24 protein-coding genes, 1 tRNA gene and 1 pseudogene are annotated in these 25,981 nt (G+C 65.0%); 15 read left to right on the top strand and 11 right to left on the bottom strand.

Annotated features, from left to right (window positions below):
• Nucleotides 1-19 precede the first annotated feature (19 nt).
• Both ispH and ACSQ86_RS22045 read left to right on the top strand, forming a co-directional pair.
• Complete coding sequence (gene ispH / locus ACSQ86_RS22050; protein ID WP_436293404.1) at nucleotides 20-997, top strand: 4-hydroxy-3-methylbut-2-enyl diphosphate reductase; 978 nt, start codon at nucleotides 20-22, stop codon at nucleotides 995-997.
• Nucleotides 994-1,959: a threonine/serine dehydratase gene (locus ACSQ86_RS22045; RefSeq protein WP_436309594.1), complete on the top strand. Its 966-nt coding sequence runs from the start codon at nucleotides 994-996 to the stop codon at nucleotides 1,957-1,959. The genes ispH and ACSQ86_RS22045 overlap by 4 nt, the downstream gene beginning before the upstream one ends.
• A gap of 15 nt (nucleotides 1,960-1,974) precedes the next feature.
• Here ACSQ86_RS22045 and ACSQ86_RS22040 read toward each other — a convergent pair whose 3' ends face one another.
• Nucleotides 1,975-2,385, bottom strand: coding sequence for a VOC family protein (locus ACSQ86_RS22040; protein ID WP_093106022.1), 411 nt, complete (start codon nucleotides 2,383-2,385; stop codon nucleotides 1,975-1,977).
• Nucleotides 2,386-2,447: 62 nt separating this feature from the next.
• On the opposite strand from ACSQ86_RS22040, the gene serS reads away from it, so the two are divergent.
• The 3 genes from serS to ACSQ86_RS22025 all read left to right on the top strand — a co-directional run bounded on the left by serS (nucleotide 2,448) and on the right by ACSQ86_RS22025 (nucleotide 5,107).
• Nucleotides 2,448-3,779, top strand: coding sequence for a serine--tRNA ligase (serS, locus tag ACSQ86_RS22035; protein ID WP_436305064.1), 1,332 nt, complete (start codon nucleotides 2,448-2,450; stop codon nucleotides 3,777-3,779).
• A 45-nt stretch (nucleotides 3,780-3,824) separates the two neighbouring features.
• Nucleotides 3,825-3,914, top strand: a tRNA-Ser gene (locus ACSQ86_RS22030).
• 263 nt (nucleotides 3,915-4,177) lie between these two features.
• Nucleotides 4,178-5,107, top strand: coding sequence for a LysR family transcriptional regulator (locus ACSQ86_RS22025; RefSeq protein ID WP_093106030.1), 930 nt, complete (start codon nucleotides 4,178-4,180; stop codon nucleotides 5,105-5,107).
• Nucleotides 5,108-5,147: 40 nt separating this feature from the next.
• Here ACSQ86_RS22025 and ACSQ86_RS22020 read toward each other — a convergent pair whose 3' ends face one another.
• Nucleotides 5,148-7,277 (bottom strand): alpha/beta hydrolase domain-containing protein, encoded by a 2,130-nt coding sequence (locus ACSQ86_RS22020; protein ID WP_436309593.1) that lies wholly within the window; start codon nucleotides 7,275-7,277, stop codon nucleotides 5,148-5,150.
• A 352-nt stretch (nucleotides 7,278-7,629) separates the two neighbouring features.
• Nucleotides 7,630-8,460, bottom strand: a complete 831-nt coding sequence (locus tag ACSQ86_RS22015) for an FkbM family methyltransferase (RefSeq protein ID WP_436305062.1) — start codon at nucleotides 8,458-8,460, stop codon at nucleotides 7,630-7,632.
• A gap of 157 nt (nucleotides 8,461-8,617) precedes the next feature.
• On the opposite strand from ACSQ86_RS22015, the gene ACSQ86_RS22010 reads away from it, so the two are divergent.
• Together ACSQ86_RS22010 and ACSQ86_RS22005 are read left to right on the top strand one after the other, a co-directional pair.
• Nucleotides 8,618-8,809, top strand: coding sequence for a hypothetical protein (locus ACSQ86_RS22010; protein ID WP_093106038.1), 192 nt, complete (start codon nucleotides 8,618-8,620; stop codon nucleotides 8,807-8,809).
• 280 nt (nucleotides 8,810-9,089) lie between these two features.
• Nucleotides 9,090-9,968, top strand: coding sequence for a hypothetical protein (locus ACSQ86_RS22005; protein ID WP_436309592.1), 879 nt, complete (start codon nucleotides 9,090-9,092; stop codon nucleotides 9,966-9,968).
• Nucleotides 9,969-10,008: 40 nt separating this feature from the next.
• On the opposite strand, the gene ACSQ86_RS22000 is transcribed toward ACSQ86_RS22005, so the two are convergent.
• The 5 genes from ACSQ86_RS22000 to ACSQ86_RS21980 all read right to left on the bottom strand — a co-directional run bounded on the left by ACSQ86_RS22000 (nucleotide 10,009) and on the right by ACSQ86_RS21980 (nucleotide 16,249).
• Entirely contained in the window at nucleotides 10,009-11,301 is a 1,293-nt protein-coding gene (locus ACSQ86_RS22000; protein ID WP_436305060.1) for an NAD(P)/FAD-dependent oxidoreductase, read from the bottom strand.
• A gap of 376 nt (nucleotides 11,302-11,677) precedes the next feature.
• Complete coding sequence (locus tag ACSQ86_RS21995; RefSeq protein WP_436305059.1) at nucleotides 11,678-13,483, bottom strand: adenylate/guanylate cyclase domain-containing protein; 1,806 nt, start codon at nucleotides 13,481-13,483, stop codon at nucleotides 11,678-11,680.
• A 208-nt stretch (nucleotides 13,484-13,691) separates the two neighbouring features.
• Entirely contained in the window at nucleotides 13,692-14,072 is a 381-nt protein-coding gene (locus tag ACSQ86_RS21990) for a cupin domain-containing protein (RefSeq protein WP_214697029.1), read from the bottom strand.
• Between the two features lie 191 nt (nucleotides 14,073-14,263).
• The gene (locus ACSQ86_RS21985) at nucleotides 14,264-15,847 is read right to left on the bottom strand and encodes an MFS transporter (RefSeq protein ID WP_436309591.1); all 1,584 of its coding nucleotides are present in this window, start codon (nucleotides 15,845-15,847) and stop codon (nucleotides 14,264-14,266) included.
• A 132-nt stretch (nucleotides 15,848-15,979) separates the two neighbouring features.
• A complete protein-coding gene (locus tag ACSQ86_RS21980) occupies nucleotides 15,980-16,249 on the bottom strand; it encodes a helix-turn-helix domain-containing protein (protein WP_093106066.1) in 270 nt (89 codons plus the stop codon).
• Between the two features lie 270 nt (nucleotides 16,250-16,519).
• On the opposite strand from ACSQ86_RS21980, the gene ACSQ86_RS21975 reads away from it, so the two are divergent.
• Both ACSQ86_RS21975 and ACSQ86_RS21970 read left to right on the top strand, forming a co-directional pair.
• The gene (locus ACSQ86_RS21975) at nucleotides 16,520-16,759 is read left to right on the top strand and encodes a hypothetical protein (RefSeq protein WP_436309590.1); all 240 of its coding nucleotides are present in this window, start codon (nucleotides 16,520-16,522) and stop codon (nucleotides 16,757-16,759) included.
• Between the two features lie 120 nt (nucleotides 16,760-16,879).
• Nucleotides 16,880-17,914, top strand: coding sequence for an RNA methyltransferase (locus ACSQ86_RS21970; protein WP_436305055.1), 1,035 nt, complete (start codon nucleotides 16,880-16,882; stop codon nucleotides 17,912-17,914).
• Between the two features lie 54 nt (nucleotides 17,915-17,968).
• Here ACSQ86_RS21970 and ACSQ86_RS21965 read toward each other — a convergent pair whose 3' ends face one another.
• A complete protein-coding gene (locus ACSQ86_RS21965; RefSeq protein ID WP_436305053.1) occupies nucleotides 17,969-18,904 on the bottom strand; it encodes a LysR substrate-binding domain-containing protein in 936 nt (311 codons plus the stop codon).
• Between the two features lie 107 nt (nucleotides 18,905-19,011).
• Here ACSQ86_RS21965 and ACSQ86_RS21960 point away from each other — a divergent pair, with 107 nt between their 5' ends.
• Both ACSQ86_RS21960 and ACSQ86_RS21955 read left to right on the top strand, forming a co-directional pair.
• Complete coding sequence (locus tag ACSQ86_RS21960; RefSeq protein ID WP_436305052.1) at nucleotides 19,012-21,072, top strand: FAD-dependent oxidoreductase; 2,061 nt, start codon at nucleotides 19,012-19,014, stop codon at nucleotides 21,070-21,072.
• Between the two features lie 99 nt (nucleotides 21,073-21,171).
• Nucleotides 21,172-21,336, top strand: a pseudogene (locus tag ACSQ86_RS21955) (transposase); the annotation flags it as partial.
• A 75-nt stretch (nucleotides 21,337-21,411) separates the two neighbouring features.
• Here the strand turns inward: ACSQ86_RS21955 and ACSQ86_RS21950 are convergent.
• Nucleotides 21,412-21,717 carry an NIPSNAP family protein gene (locus tag ACSQ86_RS21950; protein WP_436305050.1) on the bottom strand — a complete coding sequence of 102 codons (306 nt, stop codon included), beginning with the start codon at nucleotides 21,715-21,717 and terminating at the stop codon, nucleotides 21,412-21,414.
• A gap of 148 nt (nucleotides 21,718-21,865) precedes the next feature.
• Nucleotides 21,866-22,750, bottom strand: a complete 885-nt coding sequence (locus ACSQ86_RS21945) for a LysR substrate-binding domain-containing protein (protein ID WP_436294953.1) — start codon at nucleotides 22,748-22,750, stop codon at nucleotides 21,866-21,868.
• Between the two features lie 70 nt (nucleotides 22,751-22,820).
• On the opposite strand from ACSQ86_RS21945, the gene ACSQ86_RS21940 reads away from it, so the two are divergent.
• From ACSQ86_RS21940 to ACSQ86_RS21925, 4 genes are read left to right on the top strand one after another with little or no spacing between them, the layout of a single operon-like run.
• Nucleotides 22,821-23,660 carry an amidohydrolase family protein gene (locus tag ACSQ86_RS21940; protein WP_436305049.1) on the top strand — a complete coding sequence of 280 codons (840 nt, stop codon included), beginning with the start codon at nucleotides 22,821-22,823 and terminating at the stop codon, nucleotides 23,658-23,660.
• Entirely contained in the window at nucleotides 23,657-24,457 is an 801-nt protein-coding gene (locus ACSQ86_RS21935; RefSeq protein ID WP_093106084.1) for an SDR family NAD(P)-dependent oxidoreductase, read from the top strand. Before ACSQ86_RS21940 ends, ACSQ86_RS21935 begins: the two co-directional genes overlap by 4 nt.
• 30 nt (nucleotides 24,458-24,487) lie before the next feature.
• Nucleotides 24,488-25,447 carry a Bug family tripartite tricarboxylate transporter substrate binding protein gene (locus tag ACSQ86_RS21930; protein ID WP_436294956.1) on the top strand — a complete coding sequence of 320 codons (960 nt, stop codon included), beginning with the start codon at nucleotides 24,488-24,490 and terminating at the stop codon, nucleotides 25,445-25,447.
• Nucleotides 25,447-25,974 (top strand): carboxymuconolactone decarboxylase family protein, encoded by a 528-nt coding sequence (locus ACSQ86_RS21925; protein ID WP_436305048.1) that lies wholly within the window; start codon nucleotides 25,447-25,449, stop codon nucleotides 25,972-25,974. The genes ACSQ86_RS21930 and ACSQ86_RS21925 overlap by 1 nt, the downstream gene beginning before the upstream one ends.
• Nucleotides 25,975-25,981: the final 7 nt, after the last annotated feature.

The following is a 25,981-nucleotide window of genomic DNA, read 5'->3' as shown; positions in this document are numbered from 1 at the left end:
GGACACGCCAGTGCCGAGCGTGGGGGCCAGTTCAACCGGCGTGCAAGAGGTCATCCTGGCCGAACCGCGCGGCTTCTGCGCCGGCGTCGACCGCGCGATCGAGATCGTCGAGCGCGCGCTCGCCAAGTTCGGCGCGCCGATCTACGTGCGCCACGAGATCGTGCACAACACCTACGTGGTCAACGAGCTCAAGGCCAAGGGCGCGATCTTCATCGAGGACCTGGCCGAGGTGCCGCCGGGCTCTACGCTGGTGTTCAGCGCGCACGGCGTCAGCAAGGCGGTGCAGGCCGAGGCGCGCGAGCGCGGCTTCGAGGTCTTCGATGCCACCTGCCCGCTGGTGACCAAGGTGCACGTCGAGGTCGCCAAGCTCGCGAAGGAAGGCTACGAGTTCATCATGATCGGCCACAAGGGCCACCCCGAGGTCGAAGGCACGATGGGGCAGCTGTCGAGCGGCATCCACCTGGTGGAAGACGTGGATGACGTCGCGCACGTATCGCCCGCGCAGACCGACAAGCTGGCCGTCGTCACGCAGACCACGCTGTCGGTCGACGATGCGGCCGAGATCTCGGCCGCGGTGCGCGCGCGTTTTCCGAACGTGCGCGAGCCCAAGCAGCAGGACATCTGCTATGCCACCCAGAACCGGCAGGACGCCGTGAAGCTGCTGAGCCCGCAGGTTGACCTGGTGATCGTGGTGGGCAGCCCGACCAGCTCCAACAGCAACCGGCTGCGCGAGCTGGCGCAACGGCTGGGCACCGAGAGCTACATGGTCGATTCGGCCGCTGAGCTCCAGCCCGAATGGTTCGAGGGCAAGAGCCGTGTCGGCTTGACGGCCGGCGCTTCGGCGCCCGAGGTGCTGGTGCGCGAGGTGATCGAGCGCGTCAAGGCGCTGGGGGCGGTGTCGGTGCGCAAGATGGACGGCATCGAGGAGACGCTCAAGTTCCCGCTGCCCAAGGGCCTGAAGCTCGACGACATTCCCGCACCGGGTCATATCTCGTGAGCGGCGCCGCAACCATCGACTGGCGCTGCGACATCGAGGCCGCCGCCCGCCGCCTGCACGAGCGCGCGCCGCATTTTTTGCGCGAGACGCCGCTGTGGAAGCTGTCAGGCCGTGCGCTGGGTGTGGAAGTGCCGGGCGTCGAAGTCTGGCTCAAGCTCGAGCATCTGCAGGCCAGCGGCAGCTTCAAGGCGCGCGGCATGATGAATCGTTTGCTGGCCAACGAGATTCCGGAAAGCGGCGCGATCGTGGCTTCTGGCGGCAATGCCGGCATTGCCACAGCGGCGGCCGCGCACGCGCTCGGCGTGCATTGCGAGGTGTTCCTGCCCACGGTGTCGCCCGAAGCCAAGCGCGCGCGCCTGCGTGCGCTGGGCGCGACGGTGGTGGTGGGCGGCGAGATGTACGGCGATGCGCTGGCCGCCTGCCTCGAACGGCAGCGCGAAAGCGGTGCGCTGCTCACCCATGCCTACGACCAGCCCGAGGTGGTGGCCGGCGCCGGTACGCTCGGTCGCGAGATCGAGCAGCAGGGCGGCCTGCCGGACGCGGTGCTGGTCAGCGTCGGCGGCGGCGGGCTGATCGGCGGGCTGGCGGCCTGGTTCGAGCAGCGCAGCCGCGTGGTCGCGCTCGAGCCGGAGCGCGCGCCGACGCTGTATCGGGCGCGCGAAGCGGGCGAGCCGGTCGATGTCGAGGTCGGCGGCGTCGCGGCCGATTCGCTCGGCGCAAGGCGCATCGGCGCGATCGCCTGGGACATCACGCAGCGCCATGTGCGCGATGCGCTGCTCCTGCCCGACGAGGCGATCCGCGCGGCGCAGCTGTGGCTCTGGAAGGAGCTCAAGCTGGCCGTCGAGCCGGCGGCCGCCTTGCCGCTGGCCGCGCTGCAAAGCGGCGCCTATGTACCGCGCGAAGGCGAGAAGCTCTGCCTGATCGTCTGCGGCGCGAACGTGGACCCGGCGAGCCTGGCTTAGGGACTGAACAGGCCCTCAGGCCGGCGGCTGGTCGACGTTGACCATCCACGGCACGCCGAACTTGTCTTCCAGCATGCCGAAGCCGGGGGACCAGAAAGTGGCGGCGTAGGGCATGGTGACTTTCCCGCCCTCGGACAGCGCCTTGAAGAGCTGTTCGCCTTCTTTCACATCCTTGGCCTGCACCGAGAGCGAAAAGCCCTTGTAGCCGTCGAAGGCCATGCCGGGCGGCAAGTCCGAGGCCATGATCTGCTTGCCGCGGGCTTCGAGGGTGGCATGCATGATCTTGTTCTTGTGGTCGGCCGGCGTTTCGGCGCCCATCGGGCTTTCGCCGAAGCTCATGCTGAAGAGGATCTTTCCGCCCAGGCTCTTGGCGTAGAAGGCCAGTGCCTCGGCCGCATTTCCGTTGAAGGACAGATAGGCTTCCATCGAATCTCCTTGAGTCAGTTGAAAGGGGGAGAGCGATCCTACGCCCCGCCTAAAATCGCCCGATGCTCGATATCACTCTGTTACGCAAGGACCTCGCCTCGGTCGTTGCCCGCCTCGAAACCCGCAAGAAGAACCAGACCTTTCTCGACGTGGCCAGCTTCAGCGCACTCGAGGCCGAGCGCAAGACCCTGCAGACCCGCACCGAGGAGCTGCAGGCGCGCCGCAACGCGCTCAACAAGCAGATCGGGCCCCTGAAGGCCAAGGGCGAATCGGTCGATGCGCTGATGACCGAGGTCAATGCGCTCAAGGCCGAACAGGAGTCGTCGGCGGTGCGGCTCGATGCCATCCAGCCCGAACTTCAGGCTCTGCTGCTCGCGGTCCCGAATCTGCCGCATCCGAGTGTGCCGGTCGGAGATGACGAAACGGCGAATCTCGAGGTCCGGCGCTGGAGCCCGAAGGGCGGCGGCGGCGCCGATGCGCCCGCGCTCGGCTTCGAGGCCAGGGACCATGTGGACCTCGGCACGCCGCTGGGACTGGACTTCGAGACCGGCGTCAAGCTCGCAGGTTCGCGCTTCACCGTGATGAAGGGGCCGATCGCGCGCCTGCACCGGGCGCTCGCCCAGTTCATGCTCGACATCCAGACCGAGCAGCACGGCTACACCGAGTGCTACGTGCCCTACATCGTCAACGCCGAAACGCTGCGCGGCACCGGCCAGCTGCCCAAGTTCGAAGGCGACCTGTTCGCCGCCAAGAAGGGCGGGCAGGACGGCGAGCCGGCGCCCGATCATTCGGCGCTCTATCTCATCCCGACCAGCGAAGTGCCGCTCACGAATTTCGTGCGCGACGAGATCGTGGCCGAGTCGCAACTGCCCATCAAGCTCACCGCGCACACGCCGTGCTTTCGCTCCGAGGCCGGCAGCGCGGGCCGCGACACGCGCGGCATGATCCGCCAGCACCAGTTCGACAAGGTCGAGATGGTGCAGATCACGCATCCCGAAAAAAGCTACGAGGCGCTCGAAACCATGACCGGCCATGCCGAGGCCGTGCTGCAGGCGCTGGAACTGCCCTATCGGGTGGTGCTGCTGTGCACCGGCGACATGAGTTTCGGTTCCACCAAGACCTACGACCTCGAGGTCTGGCTGCCGGCGCAGAACACCTACCGCGAGATCAGCTCGGTCTCGAACTGCGAGGCCTTCCAGGCCCGCCGCCTGCAGGCCCGCTTCAAGAACGCACAGGGCAAGAACGAGCTGGTGCACACCCTCAACGGCTCGGGCCTGGCGGTCGGCCGCACGCTGGTTGCGGTGCTGGAGAACCACCAGAACGCGGATGGCTCGATCACCGTGCCCGAGGCGCTTCGACCCTATCTGGGCGGATTGGGCGTGCTGCGGGCCTGAAAAGCGCCCAAAGCCTCTGCTAGAATCGCGGGCTCGACAGACACCGGAGAGGTGGCAGAGTGGTCGAATGTACCTGACTCGAAATCAGGCGTCCGTGCGAACGGACCGAGGGTTCGAATCCCTCCCTCTCCTCCAGTGACGGATTTCAAGCTGTCTCAGGAAGCTTCAGAAAACCCCGCAAACCCCGCGTCAAGCCTAGGTTTCCGGGGTTTTTTCTTGCCCGGGCGGTCCCACTCGGTTTCTTGGAACCTCGATTTCTTGGAAAGCGGGCGTGGGAAACAGATGCTGATGATCGGCATTGCCTTGCCGAGTTGGGTTGTGCAAGCGGTTCGTCGGTTCAGTTTTCATGCGTTGTCTCTCGCGGCCGCAGGCAACCGCAGTGGTCAAATCCACTCGTCATGATCAACCTGAATCGTTTCGATCTCGTCTCCCTGCGCCTTTTCGTCGCGGTCGTCGATGCAGGAAGCCTGACCGCGGGCGCAGATCGCTTCGGCGTTTCGCTCCCAGCGGCCAGCAAGCGCATCGCCGATCTCGAACGGCATTGCGGCATCGCCCTGCTCCAGCGGGGGCAGCGCGGCGTGACCGCTACGCCGGAGGGACAGACCCTGCACCGACACGCGATCGAGGTGATCGCGCGCCTGGAACAGCTCGTGCAGGCCGTCGACGATTTCCGCTCGGGTGCCACCGGTCACCTGCGGTTGTGCGCCAATCCTTCCGCTTTCGGAGGCTTCCTGCCAAGCGTGCTGGCAGAGTACGCCCGTCGCTACCCCCATGTCGTGATCGACATGGAAGATGCCCTGAGCGAGGACGGTATCCGCGCCGTGCAGAAAGGTTTGGCGGAGCTTGCCGTCATTGGCGACAACGTGCCGCACGAAGGCCTCGAGACAATCGTCTGCAATGTCGACCAGCTGGTCCTGCTCGTGCCGGCAGGTCACGCGCTGGGCAGTCAGCAGAACGCCTCCACAGTGAACGTGTTCGACTATGACCTGGTCACTCTGGCGCGAAGCGCATCGCTCACGCGCAAGGTGATGGCGGCGGCCGACGCGGTGAAGCGCACACCACGCATCCGGGTGCAGGTGCGCAGCTTCGATTCGATGTGCCGCATGGTCGCATGCGGGCTCGGCCTGGCGATCCTGCCACGCGCGGCTGCCGCTCTCTATGCCCAAGCTCTCAACCTCGTGCAGGTCGGCCTCGAAGGCATCGAGATGGAACGCGTGCTGCTGCTGGCAATGCGGAGCCGCCCGGAACTGTCGACGTCCGCAGCCGCGCTCGTGGAAATGATCGAGAGCGCGGCTTCGCTCAGCAGCGTCTCCGCCAGCACTTCATGAATCCTGAGAAGGCGATGCTGGTAGCGCATTTCTCTCCTCGTCAGCGGAGCACAGCGCTGTCGGACGCCTGACGGATGAGACGCTCACGGTCCGCGGGGAGAAGGAAGCCCTCGGCGAACGCCTTCTCGGCGGCGGCTCGCACCGCGGCCACGTAGCCCTCGTGATTGCCGTAGCGCTCCTCGAGCGAGAGGCGCGGGTCGCCACGGGCGATCCGCTCGGCACGCGTCCGGGCGAACGGCACATAGCCGCCCACATAGTTGCACACCTGCCCCTGATGGAAACCCGCAGCGGTGATGTTGAAGCCCAGGTAGGTGCCCAGCGGAGCCATCACGAGCACGGTGGGTACGCCCGCGATCTCGTTGCCGTCGGCGTCGACCTTCGGTACCTTCATCGGGATGACCTTCTTGATGGGCGGCGGCACGTTGGTGGGCACGCCGGAAGCTTCCGCGTGGTTGAATTGCGGGCCCCAGTCGTAGTCGAACACCGGAAACGCAAAGTTCTCCGGCAGGAAGATCGAATCCGGGATGCCGGGCACGCCGTCCGGGAAGCCCATCGCCTCCTTGTTCGCCTCGACCAGCGTCTTGCCCGCGAGCGTGGGCCACCGGCTCGGCGGCGGCGGCGTACCCTTAAGCACCCAGTCGCGCATGGCCAGGCGCAGCACGTTGGTGATCTCCGTGTGCGGCACCGGGTTCGCCGCCAACGTGGCGCGACCAAAGTTGTTGCCGGGACAGGTGGGGCCGGTGGTGGTCGTCGGGATGTGCGTGAAGCTGCCTGCGCCGCCGCCGTGGTTGGTGCTCGGCACGTAGTAGCGGCGAACGTTGCGAGTCAGCGGGATGTCCGCGTCGCCGGCCGTGCCGATCCACTCGGGCGTCAGCTTCAGTGCGTACACCTCGGCCGACCCGAAATGCTCGATCACCTTCGGGCAGGTGTTGTTCGTGTTGCAACGCGAGAAGATGCTGCCGGCGGGCTGGTTGCGCACCGGGTCCGCCCAGTCCACCCACCACTGCGGGCCTTCGCTGCCCTGCTGGTAGAGTTCCAGCACGCCGTCCGGCTGGGCCCAGCGCGAGTTGGCGGCCACCCGGCGGCCCGCGATGATCGGCCAGGCCCCGTCGTAGACCTTGCGCTTGCGTTCGTCCTGGTTCAGGCCCATGGAGATGAACTGCCGCACCATGTTTCCGGACTGCGACACGCCCCGCACCGCCGTGCCCTTGACGAAGCCGGCGATCGGATTTCGCGTGCCGAAGTCGTCGGCGGTCTCGTAGCGGAAGAAGGTCCCGACGTCGCGGAATGCCGCCATGCCCACGCCCAGGATGTAAGCGTTTTGCGCCGGGTACACCACCTGGTACAGCAGGTTGGGATCGAAGCCGTTCCGCAAACAGATGTGCACGGGCAGATTGCCGGGCGCGTTGGCGGGGTTGTTGTCGATCGGAGTACCGGGGAACGGATTGCTGGCGTCGCATTTCGCGAACGCCCAGTCGCCCGCGGCGATGCTCGGACCCTCGGTGATGACGCCGTCGACGGTTTCCTTGGTGTGCGTCTTCAGTGTCGCCTTGGTCGTGTCCAGCGTTGCTGGAAGGTAGGGCATAGGGTTCGATTGCACCGTCAGCGGCTTGGAGTCCGCACCGCTCTGGTTGACGATGCGCGCGAAGACGTTGCCGGTGACCGCCGTGCCGTCGATCTTCGCGATGGGCACTGCCACCCAGTGATTGGTACCCGCCGCGCGATTGGCGGCAATGCCTGTATTGCCGGCGTTGTCGGCCTGCCAGCCGCTGCGCAAGCCGATATCGCCCAGCTCGCGTTCGTCGACGACGATGGTGCCGGCGCCGCCACGGTTGGGCACGTCATGCCAGAGGAAGCCACTGGAGCGGTTCATGTCGACCGGCTTCACCAGATTGAATGTGGTCTCGTAGCGCACCTTGCCATCGGCGTCCGTTCCCAGCTTGATGTCGGTGATGACGCTGTTGTGCGGATCGTTCGGGTCGAGCTCGCCGAAGGCGCGGCCGCGGATTTGCTCGTACAGGATCGCCTGCCCCGTGAGTGGCGTGACACTGTCGATCACGATGCGAGTGACACGGGCCTCGGCCGGCGCGGCAGCAACGGTCGCCGCCGTGGCCGCAGCCGCGAGCCAGGGCAGGCGCGACTGACGCCCGATCAGGCTTCTGGGGTGCATGCTGTCTCCTGCTTTTTGTGGTGGTCCGACGGCGTCGGCGCCTTGCATCCTCACGATTCGGAGGCACGCCGACAATTCGCATCTTGTTTAGTCGGTCTTAACTGATGGTTAAGGGTGACAGTCTCACTAGGATCAACTCGCACGCATGCATCCAGCAATGACGCTACGCCATCCCGCAAGGTAGTCCGTCGGTGATTCGTGCCATGCGCCAGGGGTGTTGTCGCGGTCGGACATGAGCGGACTTGTTTCTGATGGAATGCGTTCGGGGCCCTTGACCGACCCTGTGACGCAAGTTTCCTGGTTGCCGCGGTGGCTGAAAAATGCGAAATGTGGATATGTCCATAGGCTGAGCCTATGTCTTCTCCGCAAGCAACGGCTTGCGCGCGATCAGCATCTCGTAGAACCCGGGCGGCACCTCATCGAGGGGGCGAACTTCAATGCGCATGCCCCGCACCAGCGAGCATGCGAAGAACCAGAGCTTCCCGAGCTTCCCCGCATTGTGCGTTGAGGGTATGCGATCGATGGAATGGAACTCCGTGTAGCCATAGCTGCGCAGCAGTTCCACTACCTTCGACTTGCCATCCACGAACTCGCCGAAGTGCTGCTCGAAGACCAATATGGGCGAGTCGCGGTCCAGAATGCCCTTCATTCCCTGGATTGCTGCATATTCGTGGCCTTCGACGTCGATCTTGACGAGCCGAATGTCGCGCACGTCCGCCACTTCCTCGTCAAGCCGGCGGCAGGGCAACTCCATCGCCTTTCCTGTGGGCTGCCAGCCCTCTGGAAGCACGTACGTGCCTCCAATATTTCCCGCCTCCTGCTCGAAGCGCAGCGTCCCGTTTGTGTCCGATGCTGCAACCTGGTGGCAGTGAATGTTCTCTGCCAAGTTTGAGTTGAGGGCAAGGACCTCGTACGACCTGGGGTTCGGCTCGATCGCGTGAACGGCTTCGAAGTACCGCGACATGAAGATGCTGTGGTTGCCAATGTTCGCGCCGACGTCGAGCATCGCACCGCCTACGTGGCCGTTCGCCTTGAGCCACTGCGCGAGGACCTCGAGTTCCTCAAACTCCCAGTAGCCGTACATATTGATGCCCTGGCCGATCAGGTCCGACGAGAAGACCACCATCTGGGGATGGTTCGCCGCAGCACGCTGTGAGAACTCCGGCACCAGCACCTTGTTCATGATCAGGCTCTTCAAGATCCGCGATGCGGCATAACGCCTTCCGAAGTTCAACATGTCCTTCTCCGCCTGTCGTGGTGACTGGTGAAGGCTCCTTTTCCGGGGGAAACCTGGTTCTCTCAAGGCACCTGTGTCAAATTGCGTCCGGGTAAAATGCCGCATGTCCAACACCCAACTCACGCAGGATGGCCTGCGCTACGTCAAGAAGGCGCCAGGCTCCATCATCACCACGCCGCGCGCCGAAGCCATGATGTCCTGCTTCAAGTGCGGGAAGTTCGTTCTTCGCACCGGGATGACTTCGCGGCGCTTTCTCGGCAAGAACCATCTCGTCTGTGCGCCCAAGTGCCCATAGGAAGCGCACCGCGGCGTTGCCCACCAAACTCCGCGGCCTCGGCCACCTGCTGAAGTGAACGCGCGCCGCTCAGCTCAACCTCGCCAGCAAGCACGCGCTCCAGCGACCAATACATCGAACGCCAGGCACAGGGCATTCGCCTGAAGGGACGCGAAGCTTGAGAAGCTCAGGTTCGAATTCGTCGGCAACTGACTGTCGGTAACACCTGGGCGGCGGATGTGGGTTGGTTCGCAGACCGCGGTGTTTCACAATCGGAGGCCGAAGAGAACGGGGTGCCTCCATGAATGAACCCTCCGACAGTGAGGCACTTGCACTGCTGAACGAGCGCCGCGACCTGTTGCGCCGTATGTGGGCGCTTGCGATGGTCAGCATGGCATCTGGAAGTGCGGCGCTCACGGCCTGCGGCGGAGGCTCCGGCGCCCAGACAACAGTAGCTGCAGCTGCAATTGCAGCCGCTCCTGCTCCTGCACCTGCACCTGCACCTGCACCTGCTCCTGCTCCTGCTCCTGCTCCAACGGCGCCAGCCCTGGGCGCCCACGCGCTCGACTTCAACCGTGACGGCGTGTCGTCCTCATCGCTGTCCACTTCCGGCATGTCCACGCGCACGACCGGAAGCACCCTGTTGGCCTGCGTCGGGCGGGGTTTGCTTTCTGCCATCGCGCCGACGGACAACGTGGGCAATGCCTTCGTTCAGCTCGATGTGGCGCACACCTACACCCTCTGGCCAAACTCAGGGACGGCTTTGTATGCCTGCGAGCAGGCCCGGGGCATGGTCAGCCACGCGGTCACCGTGGTGAAGCCTAAAGTCACCGACGAAACGACCCTGAGCGTTGTCGAGATCACCGGAGGCGGCTTCGTGCGCGATGTGCAGTGGCGCGAGGTGCTGTCTGGCCAGCCCTTGACCAGCGCCAGTGTCACCACCACCGGCCCTGCGCTGCTCGTCGCATGGTGGTGGGGCGATGCAGGTGTCGACCTGGACAAGACGGCCGTGCCCGACAGCGGCTTCACGGTGGTCGATTCGGTACTGGCTTCTGGTGCATTGGTGCAGTGCGCCGTTGCCGTCAGGCAGGTGAGCGTGGCCGGTACCTACAACGTGACCTGGGCGTCGACGCCGCAGCAAGGAGCGCAGCTCTGGCTCGCTGCCGTGCAGGCGGCCTAGCCCGTCTCAACAGCAGCCTGCACGAACTCCTGGGTGATCCTTAGATCCGCGCGTCTACCAAGTGGAATGCGCGGGCGCCCGCCTCATAGCCCAGCGCCTTCGCGTTGCGCCACAGCGTGGGGGCCACTTGTGTCACCGGCAACGGCAGGTCATCGCGGCGGACCGCGCCCAGCACGAGCTTCGCGAGTTCCCTGCCGAACACCGTTCCCGGTGCGATACCCCGGCCATTGAAACCGTTGAACGAAACCACGTTGTGGTCAAGCTCGTGAAATCGGGGGAGGGCGTTGCTCGTCATGCCGATCGTTCCATACCACTCATGCTCGAACGGCACGTCCTTCAGCTGCGGAAAGATCCTGGCGAGCGCGCGTCGCGCCCAGTCGTGGTGGATCTCCCGTCCCATCCCCCGCAAAGCGCCGACGCTGCCGAAGACGAGCCGCCCCGCGGCGTCGAGACGGAACGAGGACAGAACCTGGCGTGTATCCCATGCGCCTTGGCGTTCGGGCAGGATGCTTTCTGCGCTTGCCCGCGGCAGCGGCGCCGTGGCGAAGTTGAAATAGGGCAATCGCACCTGCTCTGCCTGGATGCCGGGCCACAGCCCGTCGCTCCCGGTGTAAGCATCGGTGGCAACGATGACCCATCTCGCGGACACCATTCCGCCGCTGCTCGTTGCCAATTGCCACCGGGACCCGACACGCTCGGCCGCTGTCACGCGCGTCTGCGTGTGGATGCGCGCACCCGCACGCAGTGCGGCATCGGCGAGGCCTCGCACATAGGCGAGCGGTTGGACGGTGCCGGCCCGGCGGTCCAGCAACGAAGCCGGATAGGCCCGAGTTCCGGTGAGTTCCAGGGTCCGCTGCGCATCGAGGACTTCCACCGGGGCGCCGAGTTCCAGCCACTGGCGCGCGCGCTCGGCAATCTCGGCGAGGCCGCGTTTACCCGCTGCGCAATGCAACGTTCCGTTGTGGACGGCCTCGCACTCGATGCCATGGCGGGCAATCAGATCGAAAACGATGGAAGGCCCATTGCCCAGGATGTCCAGCAGGCGCTGGCCGTGCGACTTGCCGAGCTCACCCAGCAGCACGGATGGCATGACCCACATGCCGGCATTCACGAGGCCCACGTTCCTGCCGGAGGCGCCAAAGCCGATGTCGAACGCCTCGAGCACCGCGGCGCTCGCGCCGCCCTCGGCGAGGTGAAGTGCCGCCGATGATCCGGTATACCCCCCGCCGATGATCGCGACGTCGACCGTTATCCGCTCCGTCAGCGGTTGCGTCCTCGGCGCCAGCGGCGCCGAGGCCTCCCACAGGCCGTGCGAAAGCCGATCGCCGTTCATTGGGAACCTCCGCATTGCTACTGGGCGCGATTGGTGAAGTTCAGCATTCTGCCGGCAAAGACGGCGTTCGCTGCTGAAGAGACGGTCCTGCAATGAGCGAGGAGTTCGCGATCATGTGGTGGATACAAGCGGAAAGGCGCCCGAAGATGTCCTCGAAGCGATCCTTGCCGCGGGAGCCCGGGACTCGTAGTGAAAGACGAGGGCGGTCGCCTCCGCCTGCGACGCAGGCGGGGCTGCCATGCGTGAAGATTTGGCCGCGCTTGGATCCGCAACCAGCCACATTCAACGCTTTGTGCCGACGAGGGCCGGTGGCGAAGGTCCTGGGTGAAACCCCTCGGGAGAGGTGGCAGCGACAGAGGAGCGGGGGCTCGTGCGTTCAGGCCGCCAACCCGGCCTTGCGCAGGCCCGCCACGAACTGCTCAAGAGGCGCCGGGCTGCTGTAGGGCAGAACGCGCAGCGTGAGTTCGATTGCATATTCGGGATGGATGTCCATCAGCTCGCTCCAGATTTGGCGCGCCTCCTCATGGCGACCGGTATGACCGTAGAGCGAGGCCAGGTAGGCGCGCGTGACGTCCGAACCCGGCATGTGGATGAGGCGACGCTTAAAGCTCGCTTCGGCCTCTGCATAGCGTGCGAGGACGAATTGGGCCCGCCCCTGCGCATGCCGCCACAGGCTGAATTGCGGGTCGAGGCGCAACGCCTTCGAGAGCGATTCGATCGCCTCCTCGTGGCGCCCGGCGAAATCCAGGATGATGCCCAGCGTCCCATAGCTCTGGGAGGAATTCGGGTCGAGCGCGACCGAGCGCCGTGCGGCGCGCTCGGCATCGTCCAGCCTGCGTAGCCACATCAGCGCGTTGGAAAGCGCATGGTGTGCCATGGGCTCAAGAGGGTCGCACTCGCACGCCTTGCGCGCCAACGCCAGGTTCTCTTGCAGATCGTCGGCTGTCCGGCCGTTCCAGGCGTTGGCGTACTCGACGCCGCCGGCGATCGCCAGGTAGGCATAGGCCAGCGCCATGCCCGGATCGATCGCCAGTGCGCGCTCCAGCATCTCGCGTGTCTCGGTCAGGGCTGGCGCCGTGAATTGCACGATGCAGCTCTTCGCGCGAATTAGATAGTCGTAGGCCTCGCCGTTGACCTTGCCGCGTTCCTGCCGGCGCTCCTCCTCGTTGCCGGTGAGCCTTACCTCGAGCGTCTCCACGATCTTGCGAGTGACCTCGTCCTGTACCAGGAAGATGTCCTCGAGCTCGCGGTCATAGCGGTCGGCCCAGACATGCCCGCCGGATTCGGCATCGATGAGCTGCACGTTGATGCGCACTCTCATGCCGGCGCGCCGCACGCTGCCCTCAAGCACGTGCCGCACGCCCAACTTGCGCCCGACCTCCTGGATGTCGACGTTCTGCTTCTTGAAAGTAAATGTCGAGTTGCGCGCGATCACGAACAGGCCCGAAATCTTGGAGCAGTCGGTGATGATGTCCTCGGTGATGCCGTCCGCGAAGTACTCCTGCTCTGGGTCTCCACTCATGTTGGTGAACGGCAGCACCGCCAGCGAAGGCCGATCCGGCAAGCGCAGTGCCGGCGTTCGCGAGGACAACGGCGCGGCGGGCGTCAGCTTGAAGGCGTGGACCGGGTGCGAAATGTTCTTCATCGGCTGCTCGCCCTGGTCGACGAAGCTCGCGCCGATCCTGTCCCGCACGGCGCCGTACACCGCGTCGGACACGAAGATGCCGCCCGGCTCGGCCACGCCGCACAGCCGGGAGGCGATGTTCACGCCATCGCCGTACACCGTGCCGTCCGCCTTCTCGATCACGTCGCCCATGTGGATGCCGATGCGAAAGAGCATTCGCCGGTCCTGCGGCAGGACGTCGATGGACGCGCCCAGCTCCCGCTGGACGACGATCGCCGCCGCCACCGCGCCGGTCGCCGTTCCGAATACGGCGAGTACTGAGTCCCCGGCCATGTCGATCACGCGGCCATGATTGGCCTCGATGCGGCTGCGGAACACGGCACGAGCCGCGTCGAGGGCGGCCACGGTAGCGCGGTCGTCTACGGCCATCAGGCGCGAATAGCCCGCGGCGTCCGCTGCGAGGATCGCCACCAAGTGCTGCCTGAGATCAGCCGAGTTCACCTGCGCCGACTCCATAGGGGAAGGATGGCCGGTGCATATTACGCTTCTCGCGGGCAATCAGCGGCTCGATTGGGCAGCCCTGGCTTCGCCTGAAGGACGTGCGCACATGCGGGCGTTCCGGATCTATGACGCGGCTGGACCTTCGATGCCTTCAGTCCAGGGTTGGGACCGGCTTGTTAGGCCCAGTAGCCGTGCGAGCCGCCGCCGGCTCAAGTGGCTCGCGGCTCCATCCGCTCATCACTGAAGGGGGTCAGACCAGTCGGGGTCAGCTCTTGGGCTTTGCGTATTCCTCTGCGCTCATCATCTCGAAGCCAACGAACGGGTCGTTGCCTTCGACCCATGCGTCGTGGCCCGGAGGAATGGTGTACGACATGCCTTCCTCAATTGCGGTCTTCGAGCCGTCATTCATTTGCACGGTGATTCGACCGGAAACCGCATACCCAACGTGAGCTACTTGGCAACTATCCGTGCCGACGACCGGCTTGATGCACTTCGACCAGCGCCACCCGGGCTGAAACTTGAAGCGTCCAAGCGTGTACCCCTCGAGGCGGACCACTTCGACCCGAGTCTTTTCCGGCTCCCGAACCTCATCCGGTTCGTCATGGGATTTCGTCTGGAGCTTGGTGACATTCATCGGGCTTGCCATCACTACTCTCCTTGAACGAGTGAGCAATTAGTCCGCGGCAGCCTCGTGTTAAGCCGCGCGTCGGACGATTGAATATTAGTCCCGGGCCACGCTTCCGGCGACCCATTTTTCGCCCGATCCAAAAGATCAACTGGGTGCGAGCCTGGAAAATGTCCGCTCACGCTGCAAGCCAGCCGCTCGAGAATACGATTTCACCGCTCAGCGATGTAGTGCTGGGTCGTCACCGCCTCGCCGTCGCGCAAGAATACCCGTACACGAGCCTCCACCTCCTGGTCGGCCAGCGTGGCCCGGGCGCGCTGGTGCAGGTAGTCGGCCCAGGAGGCGACGATGAATCGCTCGACATAGCGCGACGGATCGCCGAGGTCTCGATAGACGCGCCATAGGGTGGCGCCGTCGCGGCGCCGCGAGGCGCGCAGCTGGGTCACGGCGTTCAAGAACTCCTCGGCTTCGCCAACGCGAATGCGATAGCCGATCTCCACCGACACCGGGCCATCGTCCTGAAGCGGCTGATCCTTGATGAAAAGATCTTCCCAGAGCGCGACGGGCGTGACCTCCGGCGAAGCGCCCATCCGCAGCGGCAGCCAGCGGGCGAGAAAGATGCCTCCTGTCATGGTGAGAGCTGCGATGCTCAAAGCAATCGGCAGCCCGGTGATGCCGGAAACCGCGCCCCAAAATGCCGAGCCGATGGCGAACGAGCCCAGCGCGCTGACCGTGTGCAGTGCCACGGCGCGCGAACGGACCCAGGGCGGCGCGCTGGACTGCGTGGCCGTGTTGAAGGTGGCCATGACCGCCATCCAGGCGGCGCCGCCGATGGCAAGCGCCACGAATACCACGGTGGGAATGCGCACGAACGCAGCGATAAGCATCACAGCGGCGAAGACCATGCACCCCAGGGCGACGAGGCGCTCAAGCCCCAGGTGCGCACGCAACTTGCCCAGTACCAGGCCCGCAGCAACCGCGCCTGTGCCCAGGCATCCCATGAGAAAACCGAATCCGGCGGCGCCCAACTTCAGTTGTTGCGCCGCGATGGCCGGCAACAGCGCCCACAGCGCCGAGCCCGCGCCGCTGTAGGCGACGGTGCGCAGTAACTGAGCCAGGATCATCGGCGAGTGCCTTGCATAGCGCAGGCCCGCGACGGTGCCGCTCCAGAGGCGCTCCGCCGGCAGGGGCGACTTCGCATGTGGGGCAGGGGGCCAGCGCCGCACCGCTTGCATCATCACCAGTGCGCTCACCACCGCGACCACGAAGACCCAGCCTGCACCGAGCCATGCGAACACGAAGCCCGCGACTGACGGCCCCAATGCCCGCGCGCTGTTCCAGGCGATCGACATCGCCGTGATGGCCTGTGGCATGTCTTCGCGCGGCACCGTGTCCGCCACGCTGGTGTTCCAGGCTGGTGACAGCAGCGCCGTGCAGCAGCCGGCGGCAAAGGTGAACAGCAGCAAGGTCGCCGGTCCCGCCCACCCCCCCAATGCGAGCAGGGACAGGACAACGACGACGGCCACCTGAACGGCCAGCGCATTCAGGATCAGCCGCCGCCGGTCCGTGGTGTCGGCCAGCACGCCGGCCGGCAGTGCCAGCAGGAACATTGGCAGGAACACGGCGGTCTGCACCAACGCTGCGAGGAAAGAGGAGCCCGTGAGCTCCACCATGAGCCATGAAGCCGCCATGACCTGCATGGCGTTTCCGGTGAAATAGATCGCGCTGCCGGTCCACAGGCCCCGGAATGCGGGCAGACGCAACGGGGACCAAAGGGAGTGGGATGCGGAGGACACGAAGGAAGCTTTGCCCGATTATGGTCGGGGCGTTCGCACGTCTTCCATGGGGGCAACTGGCGCGCTGCGAGGTTGAGGGCCGCGAGAGAGGCCCGCAGACGTTACGTACCCTCGCTCAGCAGTTGGAACAACTCAGGATGCGAGCTGGCCGCTGTCTGGCGGCTGCAACTTCGTTGCGATGCCGTAGAGCGCAAGCATGCCCAGCACGTGCCCGATCGCGACGCCTGGTTCACCTGATTCAATCCGGGCGATCGTCTGGACGTGCACGCCCAATCGGGCGGCAGCGGCGGCTTGGCCGTCGCCGGCACTGGTGCGGGCCAGCTTGGCCGCGGCACCCATGTCCTTGATCGCCTGCAGGGCGTCGCCACCAATGTCTGCCGAGATGCGCTTGCCTTGGGCCATCCGCGGATTGTCGCTGCACAATCGAACTCCCGGTCCAGGTGTGGCCAGCTGGTCACCATGAAGAACCTTCGACTTTCGCTTCTTCGTTGTGCAGACTTGCCAGGGCCATGGCGTCGAGCAACAAGCGTCCGGCCAGGGAGACGTTGGGAACTTGGGCTCAGTTAGAAAGCCTAAGGGAGATACCGTTCTCCAAGGTCGACCACCGACCTTCTTGCCCTGACTGGAAACAGCCAGGGCTTTTTCGTTTCAACGGTGGGTCAGAGTAGGTTCTTGGCCGCCGCGGCCGTGACCTTGCTGCTCTACGCGGCAGCGACCGTAGGCTTGCCTGCGACCGCCCTCGGCGCGCTTGTTCTCTTTCTCCTGGCGGCAGCGGGGGGTGCCGTCCTCAACCTGAACTACCACTGGAAGCAGTTGCCGCTGTCGAAATGGCTTGTCGTCGTCCATGGGCTGGCCGCCGTGGCCGGATTCCTATTGCTGCTGAGCGCGACGCGGGCGACCCGCGCCGCATGAACCCCACTCGAGCTGCCGTGCACAATCTGTCGCATGTCGACCATCACTCTCTGTACGTCCTGGACGCCAGCACGACTGGATCACTGATGTGTCCAGGAGTCCATTTGCCCTAGGCAGTGCATGCGAATCCACGAACTAAAACGGCGACTGCGGGAAGCCGGAGCGGGCCCCATCCACGAGCACCGGATCTTGCGGCTGTGGTCCCATGCTCTACCCCGAAACAGCGGCAAGCGTCGACCAGAGAGCTTTTTTCCGTCGTCGCTGCTGGCTGCCCTGCCGTCCATTGAAGCTGAGCTTGCGGGACTGGCGCGCATCCACGCGGTCCATCGCGGCGCCGATGGTTCCGAGCGGCTGCTCGTTGCCCTCGCGGACGGTCAGACCGTGGAGAGCGTGTTGCTGCCTCGGGACGGTCTGTGCATCTCGTCGCAGGTCGGGTGCGCCGTCGGGTGCCAGTTCTGCATGACGGGCCGCGAGGGATTGCTGCGCCAACTGGGAAGCGCCGAAATCATTGCCCAGGTCGCCCTCGCGCGCCTGCGTCGGCCGGTACGCAAGGTCGTGTTCATGGGCATGGGCGAACCGGCCCATAACCTGGACAACGTGATGGAGGCGATCGACCTGCTCGGCACGGCGGGCAACATCGGCCACAAGAACCTGGTGTTCTCCACCGTGGGCGATCCACGCGTGTTCGAGAGGCTGCACCAGGGAAGCGTCAGACCTGCGCTGGCACTCTCGTTGCACACGACCAAGGCTGAGCTGCGCAGAAAGCTCCTTCCGCGCGCGCCGAACATGACCCCCGAGGAACTGGTCACCGCATGCGAACGCTATGCCCGGGCCACCGGCTACCCGATTCAGTACCAGTGGACGCTGCTGGAAGGTGTGAACGACGGGGAAGAGGAGATTGAAGGCATCGTCAGACTGCTCTCCGGCAGGTACGGCGTGCTGAACATGATCCCCTTCAACGCGGTGGATGGCGTGGCGTTCAGTCGCCCGTCGTGGGAGCGCTGCGAACAGATTGCTCGCACGCTGCACCAGCGGGGCATTCTGACGAAGCTGCGCTATTCAGCCGGCCAGGATGTCGACGGCGGGTGCGGTCAGTTGAGGGCGCGCGCAGCCGAAGTACAGGTGCCGCTTCGAAGGGCCGAAGACTGGCGTTAGGTCACATTCGACACCTGCTGGCAGGCAGCAGTGGGGGGGCGATGCACACGTCGGTCAAATGTCCCGGAACAATGCGTACTGCTGCGTGATGGTCGCAACGTCTTCGCGCATTTCGCTGACGAGCCAATCCAGCACGCGGCGCACTTCTTGTCGAATCGACCCGGGCCTTGCCACCAGCCGGTACTCCTTTTCGGTGCGGATCAGGCGGCTGGAGGCCGGCACCAGAAGGCCCTCGCGCAGCGCACCGGATACCGCCGACACCCAACCGAGCGCAATCCCTTGACCGAGCAAGGCGGCCTGCAGCACGAGTGCCGAATCGGAGAAGCTGAGGGAGTTGCCGGGGCGCCGGCAGTCCAGGCCGGTGCGAGCCCCGTATTCTTCCCAATCCATGGTCGTCGTGGTCAGATGGATCAGGGTGTGCTGGCTCACATCGGCAGATTCACCGACGGCACCCACCCGATGCAGGTATTCCGGGCTGCAGACCGGGAGCACCACTTCCGGAAAGAACTCCCAGCTCTGCCACTTCCTCGTGGGGTCGTACAAGCGCAATCCCAGGTCCACCTCGTCGACATCGCCACGGAGAACGCCGCTGATCACCTCGAAGCGCAGGTTGATGTGCGGGACGGCCTGTTGAAAACGTGCGTACCGCGGCATCAACCAGTGCGAGATGAACGCGCTCGACAACGACAGCGTGACGGTGCCCCGATCTGCACGGCGGCGCCTGATCTCGCGCAGCGCCGCCTCCATCTGGCTGAAGCCGGCCGACACCGCCGAATGCAAGACCTCACCTTCTTCAGTGAGTTGAACGCCCAGCCGAGAGCGCGTGAACAAACGAATGCCCAAGGTGTCTTCGAGCCGGCTCACCATGCGACTGACCGCCACGGGCGTCACGTGGAGCTCGGAGGCGGCCAGCGTGAAGTTCGCACAGCGTGCGGCGGCTTCAAACACGCGCAAGGCATTGGCGGAGCGTATCGTCTGCTGCGCTTCCATAACATCATGTTAGCGATCTCTGCCTAAGATGTAAATGGACCGGCCTCGTGTTCGATTACACAATGTCCATGCAGGCCGGACTCAACCGAGCGCGTTAAGGAGAGGATGTGCAGCGGTTTGCCCACTCCGTTGATGATGAGAAATCGGTGCGGCGACAGGACCCGCTGCTGACCCCGTTCGCCATCAAGAGGGTCATCCTCAAGAACCGCATCATCAGCACCAGCCACGCCAGCGGCCTGACGGAGGGTGACTTTCCCCGGGAACGCTATCAGCGGTACCACGAAGAAAAAGCCATTGGCGGGATCGCGATGAGCATGTTCGGCGGCTCGTCCAACGTCGGCATCGACAGCCCGAGTGTCTTCCGGCAGATCAACATGGGCGTCGACGAGGTGGTTCCCCATCTCCAGCAGTTTTCCGCGCGGATGCACGCCCATGGCACGGCACTCATGTGCCAGCTCACTCACATGGGCCGACGCGGGAGCCCGTATGAAGGCGCCTGGTTGCCGACCATCGCGCCATCTGCCAGGCGCGAAACATTGCATCGCAGCATTCCGCGTGAAATGACGGAGCGGGACATCCACCGGGTGATCCGCTATTTCGGGCAGGCGGCATCGCGCTGCCGGCAGGCAGGCCTGGACGGGCTGGAAACGCTGGCGGGCGGCCATCTGCTTGGCCAGTTCCTGAGCCCATCGGTCAACGTGCGAACCGACAGATACGGCGGTTCGCTGGAAAACCGCTGCCGGTTCATCCTGATGGTGCACGAGGAGATCCGAAAACAGGTCGGCGAGGATTTCGTCGTCGGGATCCGCTATGCCATCGAGGACGGACTGGATTTCGAGGAGAGCGTTCGCGCCGCCGGCATTCTCGAACGCTCCGGGCTCTTCGATTTCTTCAATGTGGTCTACGGGCGCATGGACACTGCCCAAGCCCTGATCACCGACAACATGCCGACCATGTCGATGCCCTCGTCGCCCTGGCTGCAAAAGGCGGCCGCGTTCAAGAAGGAGGTGAGGCTGCCGGTCTTTCATGCGGCCAAGATCGCCGATCTGGCCACCGCGCGCTATGCGATCAGCGAAGGTCTGCTCGACCTGGTTGGGATGACGCGCGCCCACATGGCCGACCCGCACCTGGTTCGAAAGCTGATGGAAGGCCGGGAGCACGAAGTGCGCCCCTGTGTGGGTGCCTCGTTCTGCCGCAGTCATGAGACCGCATGCATCCACAACCCGTCCACGGGGCGGGAGACCTGGCTGCCTCACGAAGTCGATCGCTCGCCCGGTCCATGCAGGAAAGTGGTTGTCGTGGGCGCGGGTCCCGCGGGACTGGAGGCGGCCCGGGTGGCCGCACTGCGCGGACACGAGGTCGTCCTGCTCGAGGCCGGATCGCGGCCTGGCGGCCAGGTGCTGCTGGCGGCGCTTGCGTCATGGCGCAAGGACATCCTCGGCGTGATCCAGTGGCGGGTGGACGCCCTGACTCGCCTCGGCGTGGACATCAGACTCAACAGCTACGCGGACGCTGCCGATGTTACCGGGCTGGAGCCCGACACCGTGATTGTCGCGACGGGAGGCATCCCGTGGCTCGATGAACTTGAGGGCCATGAGCACGGTCTTTCGGTGGTGGACGCGCTGACCCAGCAGCCACCTTCCGGCGGCGAGGTACTGGTCTATGACGGGACCGGACGCCACAACGCCTATGTCTGCGCCGAACGCCATGCGCTCGCCGGCCGTCAAGTGACCCTGGTCACCCTGGATGGCCAGCTCGGCATGGAACTGGGCGGACGAGGAGACGACATCGTGTGGCGCCGCAAGCTGACCGAGCTGGGCGTTCATGTCCGCCACGATCTCAGGCTGATCAGTGTGTCGGCCGTATCGGGTCGGCGCCGCGCAGCATTCGTGCACGAGTTGACCGGCGCAACCATTGCGCTCGAGGCGGACCACGTGGTGGTGGAACTGGGCGTGCTCCCGGTGTGCGATGTCTACGATGACCTGAAGCCCGCATCGGTCAATGACGGGGAACTGGATCTGGACAAGTTCGCCAAGGGTGTTCCGCAGGCTTGGCCCGCGGCCGGACCCGGCAAGCGCTTCGAGCTCTATCGGATCGGCGATGCGCATGCTTCGCGCGACATCCACGCCTCCATCTACGAGGCATTCCGCTTGTGCCGGCTCTTTTGATTCGCAACCCCGCCTCTCGAGGAAATCGCCATGAACCTCAGCGGTGCTGATGGATTTGCGCTTTCGGACACGTGGGGACCACAAGTCGCCTTGCTGGGCGAAACGATAGGTCGAGTGGAATGGGTCGTCCATGCGAAGCGCCCCTTCGCCGGACCCGAGGCGGTGCTGGCCTACCTGTCTCGCTACACCCATCGCGTGGCGATCTCCAACAGTCGCCTGATCGCGTTGGATGAACGCGGTGCCTATCGTGGATTCAAATGGAAGGGCAAAAGTGGTTGCTCAACGAATGAGTCCAGCGGAAGCCAAAGGCGGTCCACTGCAACGCTTGGTTAGGCCGATTCATTTGAATACAGGCCTGAAAAAGCTGCGTTCATAGCTGAGGATGCAGCGAGTGTCCTGCGCATACTTGAACGCAGCTTGGCACTCTGGGTCTGTGGCAGACAACGCGCGATATTCCTCGTATGCCGCAAGACTTGGGAACGTGAACATAGCCAGCGCAATGTTGTTCGCGCCTTCCGAGGGCAAAAAGTAGCCATGGTGCTGCCCTCCAAACCTTTCGACGAGAGGAATCCAGATCTTTCCGTAGTGCTCGAACTCCTTGAGCTTGAACGGATCGATGACATAGCGCAGGTAGCAGGTGACCATGGTAGTTCCGAGAGTCTGAGCGTTTGACATGAGGGCTGGCCAGGCCAGTCCGTTCTGTCTGCTTGCGGGCAAACTTTAGCCGACCGCGAGCGGCTGCTAGCGGCCCAGCCGCCGCTTCATTTGCTTTGGCGCCAAAGTGAGATGGCGTTTAGCGACGCCGGAAGTCCAGCTCTTGCAGGATTTGCGCAGTACCCCGGATCAGACGCGTTGCCGGACGTGCCATCGGTGTCGCAAGCACCAGCACATTCCAGATGCTGGGCGGCCCGATCGGTGCGCGTGGCAGGGCTTCGTCGCCGGTCGCGCCCAGGGCGCTCTCCGGAAGGATCGTGCATCCGATCCCGGTCGCCACGAGCGCGAGCACGGTGTGGACGGCGCCCACCTCTGCGAGCACCTGGAGTTCAATGTGACGCGGCCCCAGGACGGAGTCGAGCAAGTGGCGAATCGCATTTGGCGCACTCGGCAGCACCATGGGGTAGTTCGCAAGCGCCGACAATCCGACACGGGCTGGTAGCTTGCTCTTCGGCGGCGCCACCAGCAGCAGCTTTTCCCGCATCAGAGGCTGAAAGGCCAGCTGGGGAGAGGCTGCAGGATCGAAGAGCAGCGCCAGATCCAGCCGCCCCGCGATCAGGGATTCGCGCAGTGCGACGCTCAGGCCTTCGAGGACCGTGATGACGGCGCGCGGAAACTTTTCCCTGAACCGCTGGATGAGGGCCGTGCTCAAGCCCAGCGCCACCCGCGGCGGCATGCCGACCACGATCCGCCCGCCGGGACTTTCGTCCATCTCTCGCAATTCGTCCCGGGCGCGACGGGAGATCTCCAGCATCGCGCGCGCATGAACGAGCAGGGCTTCCCCTGCGTCCGTCGTGGTCACGCCGCGTCCGGTTCTCACCAGCAACCGTTGCCCGAGATCCGCCTCCAGCAAGGCGATCTGCCTGCTCAGACTGGGTTGCGCCAGATCCAGCGCCACGGCACCGCGACTGAAGCTTCCCGCATCGACCACGGTGACGAAGTACAGGAGTTGTCGCAATTCCATAGCCAATAAGCATAGCTGATATAGGAATAATGTCATTACGGAGGGCAGCTGCGATGGGGACACTGCCTTCATGACCTCAACCCTTCCCCCGGGGGCCTGCAACGCCCACTGCCATGTGTTCGGGCCCGGCATGCGCTTCCCGTACGCCCCTGACGCCACCTTCGTTCCCCAAGCAGATGCGCCGAAGGAGGCCCTGTACGCGTTGAACGACCGACTCGGCTTGCAACGCTGCGTGGTCGTGCAGTCGGCCTGCCATGGCTTCGACAACCGCGCCACCGAGGACGCCGTCGCGCCGCGGCCCTCGAGCTACCGCGCGATCGCCCTGCTGCCGACCGACGTCGGCGACGCAGAACTCAAGCGGCTCGACGCCGCGGGCTTCCGTGGCGTCCGCTTCAACTTCATGGGCCACCTCGGCCGGCACGCACCCATCGAGGAGGTCCTGTCGTTGGCGGGCCGCTTCGCGCCGCTCGGCTGGCATCTGCAGATTCACGGCGATCCCGCGCTGCTCACGGACCTGGCGCCCGCGCTGCGTCGCTCGCCCACGCCGGTGGTGATCGACCACATCGGTCGCATCGATGCAGCGCTGGGTCTTGACCAGCCGGACTTCCAGGCGCTGCTCCGGCTGATGGCGGACGAGCGCTTCTGGGTCAAGGTGAGCGGAATGGACCGCATCACGCGGCTGGGCCCGCCCTACACCGACGCCCAACCCTTCGCTCGAACGCTGGTCGCCGAGTTCGGCGACCGGGTCGTATGGGGCAACGACTGGCCCCACCCGAACCACGCCGGACCCGTACCCGACGAGCAGCAGCTCGTCGACCTCATTGCCGAGATCGCACCCACGGAATCCGCGCGCCATGCGCTGCTGGTCGGCAACCCGGAGCGTCTTTATCAATTTGGAGACAGGACATGAGCCTGCGATTCGAGAACAAGGTAGCCATCGTGACCGGCGCCGGTTGCGTCGGCGCCGGCTGGGGGAATGGCCGCGCCATCGCCGTGCGCCTCGCCGAGGAGGGCGCCAGGGTCTTGGCGGTCGATCGCGATGGCGCCCGACTCGACGAGACACTCGAGCTGGCCGGTGCCGCCCGCGCGTCGATCACGCCGTGGGTCTGCGACGTCACGAACAGCGAGAGCGTGGCGGCCATGGCGGCTGCCTGCCTGAACGCCTACGGGACGATCGACATCCTCGTCAACAACGTGGGGGGGTCCGCGGCGGGCGGGCCGGTGGAGCTGGCCGAAGAGACATGGGATTTGCAGATCGACATCAACCTCAAGAGCGTGTTTCTGACCTGCAAGCATGTGCTTCCCACGATGCTGGCGAAGGGCGGGGGTTCAATCGTCAACATCTCTTCGACATCGGGCCTGCGCTGGACCGGCAGTGCGCAGGTGGCGTACGCCGCGACCAAGGCTGGCGTCATCCAGATGTCGCGCGTGATCGCGGTGCAGCACGCGGCCAAGGGGGTCAGGGTCAATAGCGTCGTGCCGGGACAGCTGCACACGCCGATGGTCGAAACACGCCTGGCGAAGCAGCGCGCGGGCGGCGACGTCGACGCACTGCTGGCCCAGCGCCAGAAACGCATTCCACTCGGTTTCATGGGCGACGGCCGCGACACGGCGAGCGCGGTGCTGTTCCTGGCCAGCGACGAGGCGCGGTTCATCACCGGCACCGAACTGATCGTCGACGGCGGCATGACCGCGCGCTGCGACTGAGATTCGAGTTATTGCAAGACGGAGACATTCATGACCATTCAACGCATCCTGCTCACGGCCGCGTTCGCCATCGCGCTGATGCCCGCAGTCCACGCACAGCCGAAGACGACGCGGATCGTCGTTTCCTTCACCTCCGGGGGACCTGTCGACTCGGTCGCCCGGACCCTGTCCGAGCAGCTCGGCAAGGAGCTGGGCCGTACGGTCATCGTCGACAACAAGCCGGGCGCCAACGGCGCGATCGGTGCCGTCGATGTCATGAAGTCGGCCCCGGACGGCGGCACGCTATGGTTCACCAGCGTCGGCGCGGCTGCGATCAATTCTTCGCTGTACGAGAAGCTCCCCTACGATATGCAGCGTGACTTCGCGCCGGTCTCGCTGGTCGTCAACAACGTCGAGTTGCTGGTGACCCAGCAGACCAGCCCGGCCAAGGATGCGGCCGACTTCGTGGCGGCGACGAAGAAACGCGCCGAGCCAACGCCGATGGGCTCCTCCGGCACAGGAAGCATTCCGCATCTGGCGATCGAGCAGTTGGCCGATTCGAGCGGCGCCAAGCTGCTTCATGTCCCCTACAAAGGCGCAGCGCCGGCCATCACGGACCTGATGGGAGGCCAGATCAGCGGATTCTTCGGTGATGTGCCCGGGTTGCTCGGGCACCTGCAAGGTGGACGGCTCAAGGCGCTGGGCGTGGCGTCGAGCAAGCGACATCCTTCGCTGCCGGACGTGAAGACGCTGGAAGAGCAAGGCATCAAGGGCGTCGACACCAACAACTGGTACGCGCTGTTTGCGCCTGCCAAGACGCCGCCCGAGATCATCGAGGCGCTCAACAGGGCGGTGCGCAACACATTGGCCAACCCAGGCGTGCGCGAGAAGTTGTTGAAGACGGGCACCGAGCCTGCCGGATCCACGCCCCTGGAACTGGCGACCATCCAGAAGCGGGACACCGAGAAGTGGGCGAAGCTGATCCGCGCCAAGAACATCAAGGCCGAGTGATGACGACTGCCCGTATCCGCGTACCCCTCGTGCAGCCCGGCACACGCCCCGAGCTGGCCGAAGTCGAGTCCCGCATCATGGCGCAGCGCGGCCGCGTGTCGCTGCTCTACCAGGTGCTCCTCAACAGCGGGCCGATCGCCTCAGGCTGGGAGCGCATGCTCACGGCGGTTCGCAACCAGACCGGCGTACCCGCCGATCTTCGCGAGCTGATGATCCTTCGGGTCGCTGTCCTCAACGGCGCCGGATTCGAGTACGACGCGCACGTGCCGCATGCGCAGAAGGCCGGCGTCGGCGCCGAGAAGATCGACGCCGTCCGGCAGGACGGATTGTCCGACGTGTTTGCGCCGCCGGAGCGCCTGGTGCTGGAGCTGACCGATGCCATGACCCGTCAGGTCGTGGTTCCGGAAGAGCTCATGGATCGGATCCAGCAGCACTTCGACCCCAAGGGCGTGGTGGAAGTCGTGGCGACCGTGGCGGCCTACAACATGGTGTCGCGCCTGCTGGTTGCCCTGAACGTCGCACATTGACGGGGAG

Source organism: Variovorax sp. LjRoot130, from assembly GCF_964253755.1.
GTDB lineage: Bacteria > Pseudomonadota > Gammaproteobacteria > Burkholderiales > Burkholderiaceae_C > Variovorax.
This window is presented reverse-complemented; position numbering and strand designations above follow the sequence as displayed.

Coding starts and splice junctions, on each gene's coding strand:
- ACSQ86_RS22040 (WP_093106022.1), bottom strand. CDS start 2,385: ATGGAAGCCTATCTGTCCTTCAACGGAAATGCGGCCGAGGCACTGGCC.
- serS (WP_436305064.1), top strand. CDS start 2,448: ATGCTCGATATCACTCTGTTACGCAAGGACCTCGCCTCGGTCGTTGCC.
- ACSQ86_RS22025 (WP_093106030.1), top strand. CDS start 4,178: ATGATCAACCTGAATCGTTTCGATCTCGTCTCCCTGCGCCTTTTCGTC.
- ACSQ86_RS22020 (WP_436309593.1), bottom strand. CDS start 7,277: ATGCACCCCAGAAGCCTGATCGGGCGTCAGTCGCGCCTGCCCTGGCTC.
- ACSQ86_RS22015 (WP_436305062.1), bottom strand. CDS start 8,460: ATGAACAAGGTGCTGGTGCCGGAGTTCTCACAGCGTGCTGCGGCGAAC.
- ACSQ86_RS22010 (WP_093106038.1), top strand. CDS start 8,618: ATGTCCAACACCCAACTCACGCAGGATGGCCTGCGCTACGTCAAGAAG.
- ACSQ86_RS22005 (WP_436309592.1), top strand. CDS start 9,090: ATGAATGAACCCTCCGACAGTGAGGCACTTGCACTGCTGAACGAGCGC.
- ACSQ86_RS22000 (WP_436305060.1), bottom strand. CDS start 11,301: ATGAACGGCGATCGGCTTTCGCACGGCCTGTGGGAGGCCTCGGCGCCG.
- ACSQ86_RS21990 (WP_214697029.1), bottom strand. CDS start 14,072: ATGGCAAGCCCGATGAATGTCACCAAGCTCCAGACGAAATCCCATGAC.
- ACSQ86_RS21980 (WP_093106066.1), bottom strand. CDS start 16,249: ATGGCCCAAGGCAAGCGCATCTCGGCAGACATTGGTGGCGACGCCCTG.
- ACSQ86_RS21970 (WP_436305055.1), top strand. CDS start 16,880: ATGCGAATCCACGAACTAAAACGGCGACTGCGGGAAGCCGGAGCGGGC.
- ACSQ86_RS21965 (WP_436305053.1), bottom strand. CDS start 18,904: ATGGAAGCGCAGCAGACGATACGCTCCGCCAATGCCTTGCGCGTGTTT.
- ACSQ86_RS21950 (WP_436305050.1), bottom strand. CDS start 21,717: ATGGTCACCTGCTACCTGCGCTATGTCATCGATCCGTTCAAGCTCAAG.
- ACSQ86_RS21945 (WP_436294953.1), bottom strand. CDS start 22,750: ATGGAATTGCGACAACTCCTGTACTTCGTCACCGTGGTCGATGCGGGA.
- ACSQ86_RS21940 (WP_436305049.1), top strand. CDS start 22,821: ATGACCTCAACCCTTCCCCCGGGGGCCTGCAACGCCCACTGCCATGTG.
- ACSQ86_RS21935 (WP_093106084.1), top strand. CDS start 23,657: ATGAGCCTGCGATTCGAGAACAAGGTAGCCATCGTGACCGGCGCCGGT.
- ACSQ86_RS21930 (WP_436294956.1), top strand. CDS start 24,488: ATGACCATTCAACGCATCCTGCTCACGGCCGCGTTCGCCATCGCGCTG.
- ACSQ86_RS21925 (WP_436305048.1), top strand. CDS start 25,447: ATGACGACTGCCCGTATCCGCGTACCCCTCGTGCAGCCCGGCACACGC.